This is a genomic window from Enterococcus sp. DIV0755f, from assembly GCF_051713725.1.
Classification (GTDB): domain Bacteria; phylum Bacillota; class Bacilli; order Lactobacillales; family Enterococcaceae; genus Enterococcus_D; species Enterococcus_D casseliflavus.
This window is the reverse complement of record NZ_JBIOQL010000001.1, coordinates 1,434,739-1,451,229: the sequence shown is the minus strand read 5'-3', so window position 1 is coordinate 1,451,229 and position 16,491 is coordinate 1,434,739. Positions and strand designations below refer to the sequence as shown.

16 protein-coding genes are annotated in these 16,491 nt (G+C 43.2%); 2 read left to right on the top strand and 14 right to left on the bottom strand.

Annotated features, from left to right (window positions below; translation table 11 throughout):
- Positions 1–181 precede the first annotated feature (181 nt).
- Positions 182–1,939, bottom strand: coding sequence for a glycoside hydrolase family 35 protein (locus tag IGI73_RS06500; protein ID WP_428206333.1), 1,758 nt, complete (start codon positions 1,937–1,939; stop codon positions 182–184).
- Positions 1,939–3,951: a beta-galactosidase gene (locus tag IGI73_RS06495; RefSeq protein ID WP_428206334.1), complete on the bottom strand. Its 2,013-nt coding sequence runs from the start codon at positions 3,949–3,951 to the stop codon at positions 1,939–1,941. Before IGI73_RS06495 ends, IGI73_RS06500 begins: the two co-directional genes overlap by 1 nt.
- A gap of 121 nt (positions 3,952–4,072) precedes the next feature.
- Between IGI73_RS06495 and IGI73_RS06490 the strand changes: the two genes are divergently transcribed.
- A complete protein-coding gene (locus IGI73_RS06490) occupies positions 4,073–4,879 on the top strand; it encodes an AraC family transcriptional regulator (RefSeq protein ID WP_005225848.1) in 807 nt (268 codons plus the stop codon).
- Here the strand turns inward: IGI73_RS06490 and recO are convergent.
- The 9 genes from recO to IGI73_RS06445 all read right to left on the bottom strand — a co-directional run bounded on the left by recO (position 4,873) and on the right by IGI73_RS06445 (position 12,142).
- Entirely contained in the window at positions 4,873–5,646 is a 774-nt protein-coding gene (recO, locus tag IGI73_RS06485; RefSeq protein ID WP_074535734.1) for a DNA repair protein RecO, read from the bottom strand. The genes IGI73_RS06490 and recO overlap by 7 nt on opposite strands.
- Before the next feature lie 93 nt (positions 5,647–5,739).
- Entirely contained in the window at positions 5,740–6,639 is a 900-nt protein-coding gene (era, locus tag IGI73_RS06480) for a GTPase Era (protein ID WP_005225846.1), read from the bottom strand.
- Positions 6,640–6,673: 34 nt separating this feature from the next.
- Positions 6,674–7,063 (bottom strand): diacylglycerol kinase family protein, encoded by a 390-nt coding sequence (locus IGI73_RS06475; RefSeq protein WP_016610244.1) that lies wholly within the window; start codon positions 7,061–7,063, stop codon positions 6,674–6,676.
- Entirely contained in the window at positions 7,047–7,523 is a 477-nt protein-coding gene (gene ybeY / locus IGI73_RS06470; protein ID WP_005225844.1) for an rRNA maturation RNase YbeY, read from the bottom strand. The genes IGI73_RS06475 and ybeY overlap by 17 nt, the downstream gene beginning before the upstream one ends.
- The gene (locus IGI73_RS06465) at positions 7,523–9,724 is read right to left on the bottom strand and encodes an HD family phosphohydrolase (protein ID WP_005225843.1); all 2,202 of its coding nucleotides are present in this window, start codon (positions 9,722–9,724) and stop codon (positions 7,523–7,525) included. The genes ybeY and IGI73_RS06465 overlap by 1 nt, the downstream gene beginning before the upstream one ends.
- A 21-nt stretch (positions 9,725–9,745) precedes the next feature.
- Positions 9,746–10,720: a PhoH family protein gene (locus IGI73_RS06460; protein WP_005225842.1), complete on the bottom strand. Its 975-nt coding sequence runs from the start codon at positions 10,718–10,720 to the stop codon at positions 9,746–9,748.
- 170 nt (positions 10,721–10,890) lie between these two features.
- Complete coding sequence (locus IGI73_RS06455; protein ID WP_005225841.1) at positions 10,891–11,340, bottom strand: GatB/YqeY domain-containing protein; 450 nt, start codon at positions 11,338–11,340, stop codon at positions 10,891–10,893.
- A 33-nt stretch (positions 11,341–11,373) separates the two neighbouring features.
- Positions 11,374–11,550: a 30S ribosomal protein S21 gene (gene rpsU, locus IGI73_RS06450; protein WP_002356740.1), complete on the bottom strand. Its 177-nt coding sequence runs from the start codon at positions 11,548–11,550 to the stop codon at positions 11,374–11,376.
- A 160-nt stretch (positions 11,551–11,710) separates the two neighbouring features.
- Positions 11,711–12,142, bottom strand: coding sequence for a Fur family transcriptional regulator (locus IGI73_RS06445; protein WP_005225833.1), 432 nt, complete (start codon positions 12,140–12,142; stop codon positions 11,711–11,713).
- Positions 12,143–12,237: 95 nt separating this feature from the next.
- Here IGI73_RS06445 and IGI73_RS06440 point away from each other — a divergent pair, with 95 nt between their 5' ends.
- A complete protein-coding gene (locus IGI73_RS06440) occupies positions 12,238–13,125 on the top strand; it encodes a pyruvate, water dikinase regulatory protein (protein ID WP_010748043.1) in 888 nt (295 codons plus the stop codon).
- A gap of 84 nt (positions 13,126–13,209) precedes the next feature.
- Here the strand turns inward: IGI73_RS06440 and thrB are convergent, their stop codons facing one another.
- From thrB to IGI73_RS06425, 3 genes are read right to left on the bottom strand one after another with little or no spacing between them, the layout of a single operon-like run.
- On the bottom strand, positions 13,210–14,079 hold the full coding sequence (gene thrB / locus IGI73_RS06435) for a homoserine kinase (RefSeq protein ID WP_005225831.1): 870 nt from the start codon (positions 14,077–14,079) through the stop codon (positions 13,210–13,212).
- The gene (thrC, locus tag IGI73_RS06430) at positions 14,076–15,134 is read right to left on the bottom strand and encodes a threonine synthase (protein ID WP_005225830.1); all 1,059 of its coding nucleotides are present in this window, start codon (positions 15,132–15,134) and stop codon (positions 14,076–14,078) included. Before thrC ends, thrB begins: the two co-directional genes overlap by 4 nt.
- A 2-nt stretch (positions 15,135–15,136) precedes the next feature.
- Positions 15,137–16,387, bottom strand: a complete 1,251-nt coding sequence (locus tag IGI73_RS06425) for a homoserine dehydrogenase (protein ID WP_081116560.1) — start codon at positions 16,385–16,387, stop codon at positions 15,137–15,139.
- Positions 16,388–16,491: the final 104 nt, after the last annotated feature.

Here is a 16,491-nt window from a genome sequence, read left to right as displayed (position 1 = left end):
AGTCGGCAGCTTCATTGATCATGCTCACGGACGCCTGCGAAATAAGGTTCCAACTTGGCTTTCACTCTCCCAAGTTCGCTTCATGGAATGGTCTTCTTTCTTTCTTCCGATCATAGCACGGATTCGATTACCCTTATGATAGTAGTTGAAGCTAGGGTTTGTCAATGATTAATTTGAACTTTTATGCTTCTGGGCCTAAATCCGCCTGATCATGAAAGACGATCTCATCAGCGATTTTCCCATCACTTTCAAAAACAATGATCTCATTCATTCCGATTTTTAAAAACGGTGCTGGGACGTACAAGCGCTGCTGCGGTCCTTTTTCCCAGAAACGGCCGATCGTATGACCATTGACTTGGACAAACCCTTTACCCCAGCCTGGCAATTCGATAAAGGTATCTGCACATTCATCAAAAACACATTCAAAGCGTGAGAAACTTGGTTGTCCTTTTTGCCATTTTCCTTGGAAATCAATGGCATGCAAATTATCCATCGGTAAGGGATAGATTTCCCAGTTGCTTTGGAAGGCACCATTGATGATCACACCGTCTTTGATGCCTTTGTGCTGATGGTTCATTTTTACGGAATAATTGACCCGCCCCATATTCTCCACTAAGATCCCCAACTCGTTTTCTGATTCTGATAAATCGAAACTGTAGGTTTGACCGATTTCTTGATCGTAATCGATGCGCAAAAGTTCCTGGTTGATAAACGTATGGGCACGATCCATCGTATTGATCAGACGGTAGTCGGCAATCTTCCGAGCAGGCCCAATCAGTGAGCGATAATAGATATAACCTGTCGCTTGATTGCAGGCTTCCATCGATAACGGGTAATTACTTATAATCGGTTGACTGATCGTGTCGATCGTCGAAAACAAGGAGACTCGTTCTTTCACTGAGAATATTCCATAAGCTTTTCGCTCAATTTTCATACTCAAGGGAAACTCAGGAATTTCCGCATAGTCAGCGATCACCTTTTTGAAGGCTTGGTATTTGGCAGTAGGTTCTCCCCATTCTGTCAACAAGGCATCGTAATCATAGCTAGTGACATCCGGCGCTAAGCGTTCATAATAGTTTGACCCGTTCATAAAGCCAAAGTTGGTCCCGCCATGAAACATATAGATATTGACAGAACCTAATGCTAAACAATCCTGCAATTCCTTTACTGCATCTTGTGTTGAGGTCGTATGGTGCTGGTCGTCACCCCAGGCATCAAACCAGCCGATCCAAAATTCCATGACCATCAGTGGCCGTTTTTCTCCGTGAAATCTTCGAAGTTTTTCAAAATTTTCCTTGATGTTGGAGCCACAGTTGATCGTAGGCAATGCCAAGTCTTTGATACTGCCGTTTTCTAGCATATCGTGCCAAGGTCCGTCAGAGGTCACTAACGGCGTTTCTACACCATGCTGCCGCATCGCAGCCACCATTTTCCGCAAGTACTCTTTATCATTGGCGTAGCTGCCGTATTCATTTTCTACTTGCATCATTATAATCGGACCGCCTTGGGTGATCTGCAGATCCCGCACTTGTGGAAACAAATGGGCGAAATAACGAGTGATTTTTTCCATAAATGGGGGATAATCAAACCGAAGCTTCATCATAGGGTCTTGCAATAGCCAATAAGGCAGTCCCCCAAATTCCCACTCCGCACAAATATAAGGTGCTGGTCGCAAAATGACATAAAGCCCTACTTCTTGTGCCGTTTGGATAAATCGCCGCAAATCAAGGATCCCATCAAATTGATAGACACCTTCCTGTGCTTCATGAAGATTCCAAGGAACATAGGTTTCAACGGTATTACAGCCCATCAAGCGTAGTTTCTCTAAACGATCTTGCCAATATTCAGGAACGACACGAAAATAATGGATCGCTCCAGAGATCACTTTCAAAGGCGTGTTGTCTAAATAAAAGTCATCTTCAATAGCAAAAGTTCGCATCAGTTACGCTCCTCTTTGACGATATAGGTGGTGTATTGCGTCAGCATCATTTCTGAAGAAAGAACCTCGCCCGTCAGAAGATCCGTTTTTCCAACAAACATTTCTGGCAGCGGTTGTGCTTCTTCGTGGAAATTGATGATGACGAAAAATTTCGCCTCTGCATTTTCACGACAGGCAATTTCTAGTTTTGTTGCCTCCTCGATCACTGGGGTAATATCGGACTCTTCGACGATTGTTTTGAAAAGCTGATCTTGCAGCTGATCTTCCAACTGTCCACCAAAGTAATAGACGGTTCCATCGCCAAATGTATTTTTGGTCACTGCCGGCATTCCTGCATAGAAATTGCTCGTGTAATGCGCTAGCGCTTCGGCGTTTTCTAAATGGATCAAATCGCTGACTAAATTACTTGTTCCTGAAAGTTCTTCATTAACTAACGAAACCCCGTTTGATTGTTCTGGCGCTAATGCATCGATTTCTTCCACCCAGATGCCAGCTAACTCCCGCAAGGGGCCAGGGTAACCGCCTAAGTGAACATTGTCTGATTGATCAACGATGCCGCTCATATACGTTGTAAGTAAAGCACCGCCTTGCATAACGAAATCAGTTAGCCGCTCTTGCATCCCTTCTTTGATCATGTACAGAACCGGAGCTGCGACTAGCTTGTATTTTGATAAGTCAGCATCCACGGGAACCAAATCGACCGCAATATTTTGTTCGTAAAAATAGCGATAGTAGCGATGGATCTGTTCCACATATTTCAGGTCAACGGTTGGACCACTCGTATATTCTAAAGCCCAATAATTGTCCCAATCGAAAATCACAGCAACCTGTGCTTGGGTTTGCGTGCCAATGATGTCTGAAAGCTGCGCTAATTCAGCCCCAAGAGCTGCTGTTTCTCGGAAAACCCGCGTGTCTTCATGACCGACATGTTCGATGACCGCACCATGAAATTTCTCACAAGCACCAATGGAACGTCGCAATTGGAAGTATTGGATCGTATCTGCCCCATGAGCAATCGTTTGATAGCTTTGCGCCCGCATCTGTCCTGGTTTTTTTAATGAATTATAAGGCTGCCAGTTTTGTTGGGAAGGTGTTTGTTCCATCAGCATAAAGGGTTGCTGTTTTAACCCGCGCATTAAATCATGGGTCATGGCTACTAAGCTCCATGGCGTATTGTACGATGGATAATTATCCCACGAAACAAGGTCCATTTCCTTTGCCCACTTGAAATAATCCAGTCCTTTAAAGGTTCCCATCAAATTCGTTGTAATCGGTGTTGTGGGATCGATTTTCCGAATAGCGTCCCGCTCCATCATGTAGTTTTTTAAAAGACTATCCGAGTTGAACCGCCGGTAGTCAATAGAAATTCCTGCAAATGCCGTCTTGTCATAGCCGATTCCTTCTGACAGCGCATTTGGCAACACGATTTCATCCCATTCATACACGGTATGACCCCAAAATTCCATATTCCAGGCTTTATTCAGTGCTTCGATCGTATGATATTTATCCTTTAACCAGACACGAAACGCTTTTTCACAGTTGTCGCAATAACATTCGCCGCCGTATTCATTATTGATGTGCCAACAAGTCACTTGTGGATTTTCGCCGTAACGTTCGGCTAATTTCGTTGCCAAGCGTTCTGCGTATTTTTGATAAACCAAACTGTTTGGACAGGCATTGTGCCGTTGCCCAAACTTATGATGGCGTCCATCATAATCGGTGCGAGCGACTTCTGGATACTTCTTAAACATCCAAGCTGGCAAAGCAGCTGTGGAAGTGGCTAAGACGATGTCGAAACCTTCCGTACTTAATTTTTCGATGATTTGATCCAATTCCTCAAAATCATAACAATTTTCAGAGGGTTGGATCTTTGCCCATGAAAAAACATTGACGGTCGCGCTATTGATACTTGCTTTTTTAAAGATCCGAATGTCTTCTTCCCAAATCTCTTTCGGCCACTGATTTGGATTATAATCGCCGCCAAATAGAATTCTATCAAAAAATTTTGTCATGTAAGTGAACGCTCCTTTAAAATAAAATGATTTCTACTCTCTTATTGTAAGGCTTTTCATTCTGTTGTAGTATAATACATGAAACACTATTTTATAACTTTTCGAAACACGGAGGTACACTATGCCTATCTACTTTTATCAAACCAATCAGCAGCTGCCTTTATCTCTGGAAAGCATCGGCAACGATTGGGCGCAAGATGACGTCGCTCGTCCTGATGGCTATCCCTACTTCCATTGGCTGCAAACCGAGCAAGGGGAAGGCCGAATCACATTTGGTCAGGAATCGTTTATCTTACGTCCGAATGAAGGCATTTTGATTTTTCCTTTTACGCCCCATCGCTATTATCCATTGACTAACTGGAAAACATCCTTCGCCACATTCCAAGGCCCTTTGGCAGCTGAGGTGTTAAAGCAGTACACGAATCAGCCCTATATATTAGCTGAAGAGTCAGAAACCTTTTCTTATGTCACCTGGATCAATCAACGGATCAAAGAAGACCAACAAATCAGTTGGGACCCGCTACGGGCTTCTAGCGAATGTTACCGCTTTTTATTGGCGATCATGCAAGAACGCTCAGGGAATCCAACAGAAAAACACCCGCTGTTCCAACAATATCTGGTTCCCGTTATACAAGAAATCGAAACGAATTACGATCAGGCGATCACGATCAAAGAACTAGCAGGGCTCGTCTATGTGTCACCACAGTATCTCTCACGTTTGTTCCAACGTTTTTTGGGGCAATCTACTGCACAATATTTATTGAACTACCGCATGACCCGAGCCAAAGAGCTTTTGGTGGCACAGCCAGATCTGCCCATTCAACAAGCTGCCTTCGCAGTGGGGTTTCAAGATGCAAGTCACTTTACAGCATTATTCAAAAAAAGAGTCGGCTTAACTCCATTGAAGTTTCGCCAACTCTATCATTGATTTTTCGGTTTTAAGACGTCTTGCCATTGCCCCATCTGATCGATAAACTTCTTACTTTTTAAATAAATGCCCACATATTCATCATATAATAAATCAATCACTCGTCGGATCGCGGCTTTCGTTTCTGGCTTTAATTTGATTGAAGCAATCTGCTCATAGGATATTTGCGAAAATAAGCGAATAAAATGGATCGCCCGAGAATCAGCATGATAACGACGTTCGTCCATCCCCCAGTGCTGTTCACATAAAATACCGCTATATTTTGAGGAATAGTCAAACCGACCGTCGGTTTTTCCGCAGATCGCACAATGGGTCCAATTCGGGGTGATCCCGAAACGGTGCAAAATCTGGATCTCAAAGATATTGGTGATGATCTCTGCGTCGTTTTCTTGGTCCATTAATTGCAAGGCCTCATGTAAAAATTGGTATAGATGTGGGTCATAGACCCGATCATCAATAGCAGAATCAGCCAAATTCAATAAGTAGGTTGCATAACCAGCAATAAAAATATCACTTTGGATCGTACGAAAAGGATGGATGTCTTTGGCATTGTTTAAAAAGGACAAGCCTTCCGTTTTGATGGTTCCCATGTAGGTGGCTTCAGTATAGGAGAGCAGCGCTGGTGCCAAGGGGTTGTTTTTCCGATGGGCACCCTTGACATAAAACATTTGCTTCCCAGCAGATTCCGTAAAGATTTTGACTAGCTTGTCTTTTTCTTTATGGTCTTTTGAAAAAAGTAAGATTCCTTTTGTTTCAACAAGATTCATCGTCGCACCCCATTTCTTTAAAAAAACTGATCCAGTTCGCTAACTGTATCAGTTTTTCTTCATTAAAACAGATCATGTTTGATCTGCATGTCATCAATACTCATCTTTGCGATAGCCATAATCTGTTAAGAATGTTTGCTTGTCGCGCCAATCTTTTTGAACTTTTACCCATAATTCCAAGAAGACTTTGTCATCTAACAAGTGTTCAATGTCTAAACGAGCTTTCGTACCGATCTGTTTCAGCATTTTTCCGCCTTTGCCGATGATAATGCCTTTTTGACTGTCACGTTCGACAATGATCGTCGCTTGAATATGCACCTTGTCATTGTGGTCTCGTTTCATGGAGTCAACCACGACCGCTACTGAGTGAGGTACTTCATCTCTGGTCAGTAGCAAGACTTTTTCCCGCACCAATTCAGAAACGATAAAGTATTCTGGATGATCCGTGATTTGATCCTCTGGGAAGTACTGAGGCCCTTCTGGCATTTCATCGATCAGTAGCTTCATTAACGTTTCGAAATTATTGCCTTCTGTTGCGGAAATCGGTACGATCTCAGCAAAGTCCATTTGTGAGGAGTAGTCTTCAATAATTGCCAATAAGGCATCTGGATGGACTTTATCAATTTTATTGATCACGAGGAAAACCGGTGTCTGACTTTGGCGCAATCGTTCGATAATAAAATCATCGCCCTTGCCACGCTTTTGGTCCGCACTGATCATAAATAGCGTCACGTCAACTTCTCGCAGTGCACTATAGGCGGTTTCAACCATAAAATCGCCTAAACGGTGTTTGGGTTTGTGGATCCCTGGTGTATCGATAAAGATCAGCTGTGCGTCATCCGTTGTGTAGACCCCTTGGATTTTGTTACGGGTCGTTTGCGCTTTGTCACTCATGATCGCGATTTTTTGTCCTACGACTCGATTTAGTAGTGTTGATTTCCCAACATTTGGCCGCCCGACGATCGCAACGAAGCCTGATTTGTGTGTTGTCATTGTTGTTCCCCTTTATCTTGTGTTTTGGTGCGCATCAGAAGAGCTGCAGCAATTTTGGCAAGAAGATGATCGCTGCGACGACTAACGCAAAAACTGCAGTCATCAGCACGGCACCAGCTGCCATATCTTTGATTTTTTTTCCAATAGGATGGAAATGGAAATCTGTAAACATATCTACGACGTTTTCAAAGACGGTGTTGATGATCTCAACGATCCAGACTAAGAAAACAGCTAGTAGCAACCAGAGCCATTCCATTTGACTCAAACGGAAAATAAAGCCCGCAATGATCGCAACGATTCCTAGTGCAACATGTTTACGCATATTGCGTTCCTCTTTAAAGACGGTTTTTATACCAGTGAAAGCAAATTCGATCGACGAAATAAATTGTTTGTTTTTCCCAATATTCTTATCTTTTGAGTCCATAGGCATCCAGTATTTCCTTTTGCAATCCAAACATTTCCTTTTCATCTTCAGGTGTCATATGATCATAGCCATTGATATGCAAGAAACCATGTAACGCCAAGAAACCCAGCTCCCGATCATAGGTATGCCCGTATTCAGCAGCTTGTTCTTTCGCTCGTTCAATGGAGATCATGATATCTCCAAGATCACGCGGCAGCTCTTCAAGGGCTTCGTCAAAAATGATCGACAGCTCTTCGTCTGTTTCTTCTTCAAAGGCAAAACTAATGACATCCGTTGGCATATCTTTGCCGCGGTACTCCCGATTGATTTCTTGGATCGCCGCATTGTCCATAAATGTGACGGACATTTCTGTATCCTCTGGAAGTTCTAAATGTCCTGCAGCAAATTGCAGCAGTCCTTCGATCTCTTTGATCTTGGTTTCCCCCACTGAATTTGTCTCATCTAAAAAGGTAATCTCCATTAGCGCTCTCTTCTTTCTTGTTCTTCTTTCATTTTCTCTGCTTCCGACTTCATTTTTGGATATTTGATCCGTGAATGGAAGGTACTGCAAAGTCCGTTGACCAGTGATTTTTCAATCATTCGGATTTCTTTCAAAGTCAGGCCTGTTTCATCCAGTTGACCGTCTAAGATCCGATCATTGATGAGATTTGCAACAAATTCTTGAATCTTTTGATTTGTTGGATTTTCCATCGCTCGAACAGCTGCTTCACAACTATCCGCGATACTCACAACGCCAGCTTCTCGTGTTTGCGGTTTTGGACCAGGATAACGGAAATCTTCTTCCGTCACCTCGGGATTACGCTCTTTGGCTTTCACATAGAAATAACGCATCAAGGTCGTGCCATGGTGTTGACGACAAATGTCGATCACCATGCGGGGCATTTTGGCTTCTTCGAGAATTTCCGCACCATCGATCACGTGACCGAAGATAATTTGTTTGCTGTCTTCAGGCAACAAGAAATTATGCGGGTTTTCGGCACCAGCAGGTAAATTTTCTACGAAGAAATTGGCATGTTTGACCTTGCCGATATCATGGTAATAACAAGCCACACGAGTCAGTAAGCTTTGCCCGCCGATTTCGGCAACGGCATTGGCACTAAGATTGGCAACCATCATACTGTGATGATACGTTCCTGGCGCTTCTTCCAGCAACTGTTTTAACAATGGATGATTCGGGTTACTCAATTCATTTAACACGATCATACTCTCATCCGTCACCAACAATTCGATGTAAGGATGTAGTCCCATCGTTAGCAAATAGCTTAAGAGAGAGCCTGCTAAACCACAAATGATCGTGGTCCAAGTGTTCCCGCGAGCAAAATCCATTCCTTGGAAAATCACCAGCACAAAACTCAGTAAGAGCGGAAAGACGATCACCCACGCTACTGCCGTTTTCCCTTGACTAGCGATGCGGGCGCGCTTGATCATCGTTCCCATCAAGCCAGAGAACAAATAGGTGACTAAGACGGTCGTCAACAAGTTGGTTCCGCTAGAATCAAAGTAAATAAAGAGTGCACTGATTACTTGGAAAATCGCAGACAAAATCCCCAAACGACGGCTGGAGAAAATACTCAGGATCAACGGTGTAAACGCAGCTGGGAAAAACAGCGGGATAAAGGTCACTAATTCAGATTGGAAAAGTTGGAAAAACTTCATGATCAAAATACTGAATGCCATTGCCAAAATATAAAACGTGACTGCATTCATCCGTTTTTCCACGTCTTTCGTCTGTTTCGTGTAATAAAACACCATCAGCATCTGTAAGACTGTTGCTAACACTAAAGCGATCAATGGAAAAACAGAAAAGGTCTGATTAGTCATTCCTAAAAGCTGCAGCTTCTCTAGGGCATTGGCATCGATCTGCGAGCCCTCACGGACAATGATCTCTCCTTGATAAATCATCACTGGAGGAACAGCATCCATGGCGGTTTGCCGTGCTTCTTCTGTCCGTTTTTCATTTGGGATATCGTTCACGACGATTCCTTGATTGACTAAGAAACGTAAGACAGAAGCCATATCTGAGCTAACATCTAAGAACTGGATCTTATCTTCCGCCTCAGAACGGAACGTACTTAATTCCGTTTGGCGGATCTGTTTCGCCATTTGTTCATCTATTAATTGTAGCGCATAGGTACGCACTGTATTTAATTCATCATCACTTAATGAGAACATCGTCGTCAAAAAATTATTGGTAAATGACTGATAAAAATCTAGTTCATCATCACTCATTTTTTCAAATTCTTGTTTTAAGGCTGCGATATATTCATCTGTACTTGGTTTAGGGATATTTTCATCCTCATCGGCTTCAGCCACTTTTTTTTCATGAGCTTCATCCACTGATTTTTTGACTGAAGCAACTAAGTCAAATAAATGATCGATACGATCATGCTGCGTTTGCGCCAGTGTATCCTGATACGTGTACTCTGGTGGTACAGCTTCGGCAGCCAGTTTACGTTTTTGTTCCGTCGCAGCGGTATTTTCGATCGTTTTATTGGCACGGATATTTTCTTCCGCCACTTGACCTTCGCTATAATCGACATTGTTTTGTTTGACGCTGGTGTACATGATACCAATCGAAAAAAGAAAGAAAAGGAACATCAAAACTGGTAGATAGAATTTCCCAAGTCTTTCTCTAAATTTCCGTAGTGGTTGAATGATCATAGTTCTCCTCCTAAAAGACGATCAGCGCTTGTCTTTAAGATCTGCTTCTTCATATGCGCGAATGATCTCGGCAACAACTGGATGCCGCACGACATCTCCTGCTTCAAAATTAGCAAAAGCAATTTTAGGGATCTCTTGTAACGTTCGTTCGGCGTGGATCAGGCCGCTTAAAGTCCCTTTTGGCAAATCGATCTGGCTGGTATCGCCATTGACGATCATTTTAGAGTTGAATCCTAAACGGGTCAAAAACATTTTCATTTGAGCGATCGTCGTATTTTGCGCTTCATCTAAAATGACAAAGGCATCTTCTAGCGTACGTCCACGCATATATGCCAATGGTGCGATCTCAATGACGCCTCGTTCCATGAGACGGTTCGTATGATCCATCCCAAAAATTTGATACAACGCATCATAAACGGGGCGTAAGTAAGGATCAACTTTTTCTTTCAAGTCTCCTGGTAGGAAACCAAGATTTTCTCCTGCTTCAACGGCGGGACGTGTCAAAATGATTTTTTGCACTTGGCCTTTCTTTAGAGCTGCAATTGCCATTACGACTGCTAAGAAGGTCTTTCCGGTTCCAGCGGGGCCGACACCAAACACTACATCATGTTTACGGACGGCTTCGATATATTTTTTTTGCCCAGCATTTTTCGCTCGGATCGGTTTGCCGTTACGGTCTTTGATGATCTCTTCTTCATACATATCTTTGAAATAATCAAGACTGCCCTTATTCACCATATTCAACGCAGTGATCACATCAGGGGTACTGATATTGATGCCTCGTTTGATCAACTCTTGCAAAGCCCGAATCACGGATTGTGCCTTTTCAGCGGCTTCAGTTTCTCCTACGATTTGGATCAGCTCACCACGAGTGTGAATGACCGTTCCTGTGGAGTCTTCAATAATTTTGATGTTCTTATCGTGGGCACCTAATAATAAACGAACGTCATCGTTTTCACTAAGTGTTATCTCGATCGTTATTGTTTTGTCTGTCAAATATGTTACAGCTCCTTTTTTGGCGTTCTTATTAATAATAACATAAGATGGAAAAAAGAAAAATTACTTATCAAGCACAACAGTCGTTTCCCCTTGTCCTTATGCTTTTTTTAAGTTTTCGAAATCAGAAAAAAAGCCGCAAGCATGTCATCCATACTTGCGGCGTGAGCTTACATTTGATCCAATAATTCTTTAACGATCGCATTGACTTGATTACCGTCTGCTTTGCCTTTAACTTGTGGCATTACAGCACCCATCACTTTTCCAAATTCTTTGGAAGAAGAAGCACCAGTCTTTTCAATCGCTCCAGCGACGATTTGGCGGATTTCCGCTTCATCGAGTTGTGCTGGCAAATATTTTTCAACAACTGCAATTTCAACTTTGACTTTCTCTGCTAGATCATTTCGGTCAGCTTTCTCAAACTCATTTAAAGAATCACGACGCTGTTTCATCTCACGAGACAAAACGGTCAACTCTTCTTCTTCATTCAAGTCAGAACCTTTTTTGATCTGCTCATTTTGAATTGATGCTTTCAACATGCGGATCACCTGCAAGGTTTCCTTGTCTTTGGCTTTCATCGCTGTCTTCATGTCATCATTCAGTGTACTTAGTAGTGTCACACTACCAGCTCCAATTCTCAAAACAGTAGAAAATTAGAATTTTTTGCGTTTTCTAGCTGCTTCAGATTTTTTCTTACGCTTTACGCTAGGTTTTTCGTAAAATTCACGTTTACGAGATTCCTGTAAAGTACCCGCTTTTGACACGGAACGTTTGAAGCGACGAAGAGCATCGTCAAGTGATTCGTTTTTGCGAACGACTGTTTTTGACATGTAAATTCCCTCCCTCCGAGCTTAAAAAGTAACCGTAGTTGTTATTGAAATAAAATCCCAAAAAACACGACTGTCCTTTAAAAATTATAGCTAACCCCTGAAAAAGTGTCAAGGCATTCTGTTAAAAAAGTCTTCGATCCCATCAAGTTTGTTTGGGTTTTCATTGACATTCTTCACAACGGCCCAAAATCTCGAAGCGATGTCCCTCGATCAAGCAGCCAGGAAGCTGTTCTTGGAAGAAGTCCATCGGGCAAATATGCAGTTCTTTTGTTTTGCCACAAACCGTGCAAATAAAGTGATGGTGATGATGGTCCTCTAATTCTGCACAGCAGTTATAGCGAAACTTCATCTCCCCGTTCAGCTCTGTTTCTTCTAAAATACCGATCTCAGAAAAATCATGCAGATTACGGTAGATCGTATCATAGCTCAAGCCAGGATACTTTTCTGACATGTATTCATGAATTTCCTTGGCTGGCAAATAGCGATTGCGCTTCACTAAATAGGTGATGATGGCTTCTCTTTTTTTGGTATATTTAAAGCCATTTTCTTTCAATGTAGTCATGGCATGCTCAATAAGTGTTTGATTTTTCATCGTAGGCCCTCCTGATAAATCAAAATCATTCCGATTCTATCGATCTTAAGTATGGTATAATGAAATCAATAAAAAAGCAAGAGAGGATTTTTCTTATGAAGCCAACTGAACCTGAACAACCAGACTTGCAAGAAAAATTGCAAACCAGTGCCGCAGTGACGATGTTCGTGTTGTCGGACTCTGCCGGCGAAACGGCATCGAAGCTTGCACAAGCGACAATGGCCCAATACCCCAGCGTCGAATTTAACCTTTTTAGACGCACGTTTATCCACACAAAAGAGCATTTGATCAAAGCTTTGTCTGATGCAAAAAAACACAACGCCATTATTCTTCATACCTTGATCAAAGAAGAACTTGTGGATTTGACGAATCATTTTTGTGAAGAAGCTGACCTTTACCATTTCGACGTATTGACCCCTCCAGTAAGTGAAGTAGAACGACGAACTGGCGTAGCACCTTCACGAGAGCCAGGGGCTTTGCACCACTTGAACGAAAATTATTTCAAACGCATCAAAGCCATGGAATTTGCGGTTATGTACGATGATGGGAAAGACCCTCGTGGCTTCTTGGAAGCAGATGTCGTGTTACTAGGGGTTTCTCGGACGTCAAAAACGCCTTTGAGTCTATTTCTAGCAAACAAAAATTTAAAAGTTGCTAACCTGCCTTTAGTACCGCAAGCCCACATCCCAAAACAGCTCTGGGAAATCGATCCGAAAAAAATCGTCGGGCTAACAAACGATCCGAATGTGTTAAACAGTATTCGCAAAGAACGGATGCGCTCCTACGGCTTGAACCCAGATTCTGCGTATTCCGATATAGAAAAAATCAAAGCGGAGCTGACGTTTGCTAATGATCTGTATGAAAAACTAGGCTGTGTCGTGATCAATGTCGCTTCTCTTTCCATCGAAGAAACCGCCTCTATGATTTTAAATGCATTAAACTTAGAAGATCATAGCTATTACACGTCAGAAACGAAAGACTAACATCGATGAAGCAATGAAAAATGGTGAGCAGAAAATCTTCTGCTCACCGTTTTTGGTCTGTGGCTCATTTATTATTATTCTCTTTTAGAACACTTGCAGCCCTTCACGATCGATTTGTAATTGTTCGATATACGCATTGCTCTCCAAGGCATGCAAAAGTTTTGAGATTCGTTCTGCCCGTTCCTCTGGGACGATCGCTAAGACCGTAGGACCTGCGCCGCTTAAGAAACAGCCATAGCCGCCTTCTTCTTCGCAGATTTGGCGAATGGTCGACAAGTGCGGCACAAGCTTTTCCCGATAGGCTTCATGAAAACGATCCTGTTGCATCAATTTTCCTGCAAGAGGCAGATTGCCATTGATGACCGCTGCGATCATCACGTTGGCGATCGCACTGGCTTCGACAGCTTGCTCGTGCGAAAGGGTCTGCGGCAAGACTTGACGACTTGCTTCAGTCAACAGTTCTTCATGAGGAATATAGGCAATGATCTCGCACTCTGGAAAATGATGCTTGACTAAATACGTATGCTTGTGCTGATGGTCGTAAGCAGCAACCGCAAAATCTCCATAAATCGCTGGTCCAACGTTGTCAGGATGCCCTTCGATGGCAGTTGCGATCTCAAGCTTTTGTGCTGCACTCAGATTCATGTGGGCCATGCGGTTGGCTAGTTCAATCCCGGCGACGATCACCGAGGAACTGCTGCCTAAGCCTCTTGCCAAAGGAATGTCCGAACTCATTCGGATTTTCAAAGGCTTCATGTTTGGTGCTAATTTCAATGCCACACGCAAAAGCAAGTTGGTTTCATCCGTTGGGATCTCTGAACCTAGCTCATGGATGATTTCCCACGTATCGTTTTCTTTTAAAACTTCAATGAACAAATACTTTGACAGGGCAATCCCGCAGGAATCAAAACCAGGCCCTAAGTTCGCACTGGTTGCAGGAACGCGGATCTTCATAGATTGGCAACTCCTTCACGAAGATGCTGACGCATTTCTTCTAAATCACTCATCTTATTGATGGTTACTTCTGTCGCTTTGATAGCTGTATCAGGATCCTTCAGACCATTTCCAGTAAAGACGGCAACGACAGTCTCACCTGGTTTGATTTTCCCTGCTTTCACGTGCTGGATGACACCAGCCAGCGAGGCAGCTGAGCCTGGTTCAATAAACACACCATCTTGCGCAGCAATTTTACGGTAAGCATTCAAAATTTCCTCATCGGTTACTGCATCGATGTGTCCATTTGATTCATCACGAGCAGCTTCTGCCAACTGCCAGCTGGCTGGATTGCCGATCCGAATCGCTGTAGCGATCGTTTCTGGTTGTTCGATGACTTCCCCACGGACGATCGCAGCAGCACCTTCAGCTTCAAACCCATGCATTCTTGGCAACGCGGTGCCTTTTTTCTCATGCCATTCTTTGAACCCTTTCCAATATGCCGAGATATTCCCTGCATTACCGACAGGAATCGCAAGAACATCCGGTGCTTGTCCTAATTGTTCGCATACTTCAAAGGCCGCTGTTTTTTGTCCTTCTAAACGATAAGGATTGACTGAGTTTACTAGCGCCACGGCTTCGGTTTCTGCAATATCTCGTACTGCTTTTAACGCTTCATCAAAGTTTCCTGGGATCGAAATGATGTCGGCTCCATAAACGATTGCTTGCGCCAATTTTCCCATAGCGATCTTGCCATCTGGAATAACAACATAGGCTTTGATCCCCGCTCTGGTCGCATAAGCTGCTGCTGCCGCACTGGTATTTCCTGTCGATGCACAGACGATTGCTTTGGCACCTTCTTCCACCGCTTTTGCCACCGCCATGACCATCCCTCGGTCTTTAAAAGAGCCTGTCGGATTCAGCCCTTCGTATTTTCCATACAATTGAATCCCTAATTCCTTGGAAAGGCTTGGTAAGGGAATCAACGGCGTGTTGCCTTCAGCCAGCGACAATGCTGGTGTATTTTCGTTGACTGGCAGATATTCCTTGTATTGATGCAATAATCCTTGATACATGTTTATTCCTCCATCACTTTCATTATTTGTATGTCTTGTGCATCGGTATAAGTTGCGAGTTTTTCTGTTAACTCTTTTTCGCTCATTGGATTGGTGATTCCAGCTATTCGTTGGTCTGCTTCGTTGAACACCGTTTGCTCAAACGCAAACCATTCTGGAAGAGCGTTCCCTTTGATCTCTTGACTTGAAAAAGACACATAATGCTGGCTAGGGACTTCTTCTACAGATGCTAATGCTGTTTCTTTTTCAAAAGTTAGAAAAGGTTCAACGATCCCAAAGCTTTTATTTTTTGCTAAAACGGTCAAATCCGCTACCACGCTGGTGGCCGTCGGTCGCGATCCTGCTCCTGGTCCATAAACCATTGATTGATCGATGCCTTCACTCTCGATAAAAATGCCATTAAACTCGTTTTGGATCGTCGCTAACGCATGGTTTTTCGGCACTAATACAGGTCCAACTGACACAGTAAGGGAACCGTCAACTGTCTTTTGTGCTGCACCGATCAACTTCACTTCATAACCAAAGGCTTGTGCCTGCTTAATATCTGCCACAGCTAAGCCGCGGATGCCTTTTGTTGCCACATCAGCAACATGGATCGTTTTCCCAAAAGCAAATTTGGTCAGGATCACCATTTTATAGGCCGCATCGATACCGTCAACATCATTAGTAGGATCTGATTCGGCAAAACCTTTTGCTTGGGCTTGTGACAAAGCATCTTCATAGGTCATGCCATCTTCCGTCATTTTTGTCAGCATATAATTGGTCGTCCCATTGACGATACCAAAAATCCCTGTGATGGTATCAGGCAGATAGTGGGTGCTCAATGTACGCAAGATCGGAATGCCACCACCCACGCTGGCTTCATAATAAAGAGACACCCCGGCTTTTTCAGCGATTGCCAGCAGTTCAGGTCCATGGGTGGCAATCAAGTCTTTATTTGCCGTCACAACGTGCTTCTTATTTTCTAAAGCAGCTGAAATAAACGCTTTTGCCGGATCGATCTTCCCGATCAATTCCACAATTACGTCGATGGTCTCATCTTCAAACAACTCATTTGCCTCATTCGTCAACGCAAACCCGTACTTAGCCGCTAACGCAGACTTATCCTCGTAAGGCGAAGCTAATGCTTTCGTGATTTGCACACTGACTCCTGTGCGTGCCAGAATGGCTTCTTTTTGCTCTGCCAACACTTGGCATACCCCGCTGCCGACAACACCCATTCCTAATAATCCAATGTTCAATTGCTTACCCATAATGCCCCCTAACTGAAAACGTTATTAAAAACCGTTCATCTAATTTTAATATTTCCACTAGCATACCAAAAACAATAAGAAAAAACTAGGACTTTTGAGAAATT

What these genes read in the sequence shown, in the direction of transcription:
- IGI73_RS06500 (WP_428206333.1), bottom strand. Translation starts at nt 1,939, where the DNA reads ATGCGAACTTTTGCTATTGAAGATGACTTTTATTTAGACAACACGCCT.
- IGI73_RS06495 (WP_428206334.1), bottom strand. Translation starts at nt 3,951, where the DNA reads ATGACAAAATTTTTTGATAGAATTCTATTTGGCGGCGATTATAATCCA.
- IGI73_RS06490 (WP_005225848.1), top strand. Translation starts at nt 4,073, where the DNA reads ATGCCTATCTACTTTTATCAAACCAATCAGCAGCTGCCTTTATCTCTG.
- recO (WP_074535734.1), bottom strand. Translation starts at nt 5,646, where the DNA reads ATGAATCTTGTTGAAACAAAAGGAATCTTACTTTTTTCAAAAGACCAT.
- era (WP_005225846.1), bottom strand. Translation starts at nt 6,639, where the DNA reads ATGACAACACACAAATCAGGCTTCGTTGCGATCGTCGGGCGGCCAAAT.
- IGI73_RS06475 (WP_016610244.1), bottom strand. Translation starts at nt 7,063, where the DNA reads ATGGACTCAAAAGATAAGAATATTGGGAAAAACAAACAATTTATTTCG.
- ybeY (WP_005225844.1), bottom strand. Translation starts at nt 7,523, where the DNA reads ATGGAGATTACCTTTTTAGATGAGACAAATTCAGTGGGGGAAACCAAG.
- IGI73_RS06465 (WP_005225843.1), bottom strand. Translation starts at nt 9,724, where the DNA reads ATGATCATTCAACCACTACGGAAATTTAGAGAAAGACTTGGGAAATTC.
- rpsU (WP_002356740.1), bottom strand. Translation starts at nt 11,550, where the DNA reads ATGTCAAAAACAGTCGTTCGCAAAAACGAATCACTTGACGATGCTCTT.
- IGI73_RS06445 (WP_005225833.1), bottom strand. Translation starts at nt 12,142, where the DNA reads ATGAAAAATCAAACACTTATTGAGCATGCCATGACTACATTGAAAGAA.
- IGI73_RS06440 (WP_010748043.1), top strand. Translation starts at nt 12,238, where the DNA reads ATGAAGCCAACTGAACCTGAACAACCAGACTTGCAAGAAAAATTGCAA.
- thrB (WP_005225831.1), bottom strand. Translation starts at nt 14,079, where the DNA reads ATGAAGATCCGCGTTCCTGCAACCAGTGCGAACTTAGGGCCTGGTTTT.
- thrC (WP_005225830.1), bottom strand. Translation starts at nt 15,134, where the DNA reads ATGTATCAAGGATTATTGCATCAATACAAGGAATATCTGCCAGTCAAC.
- IGI73_RS06425 (WP_081116560.1), bottom strand. Translation starts at nt 16,387, where the DNA reads ATGGGTAAGCAATTGAACATTGGATTATTAGGAATGGGTGTTGTCGGC.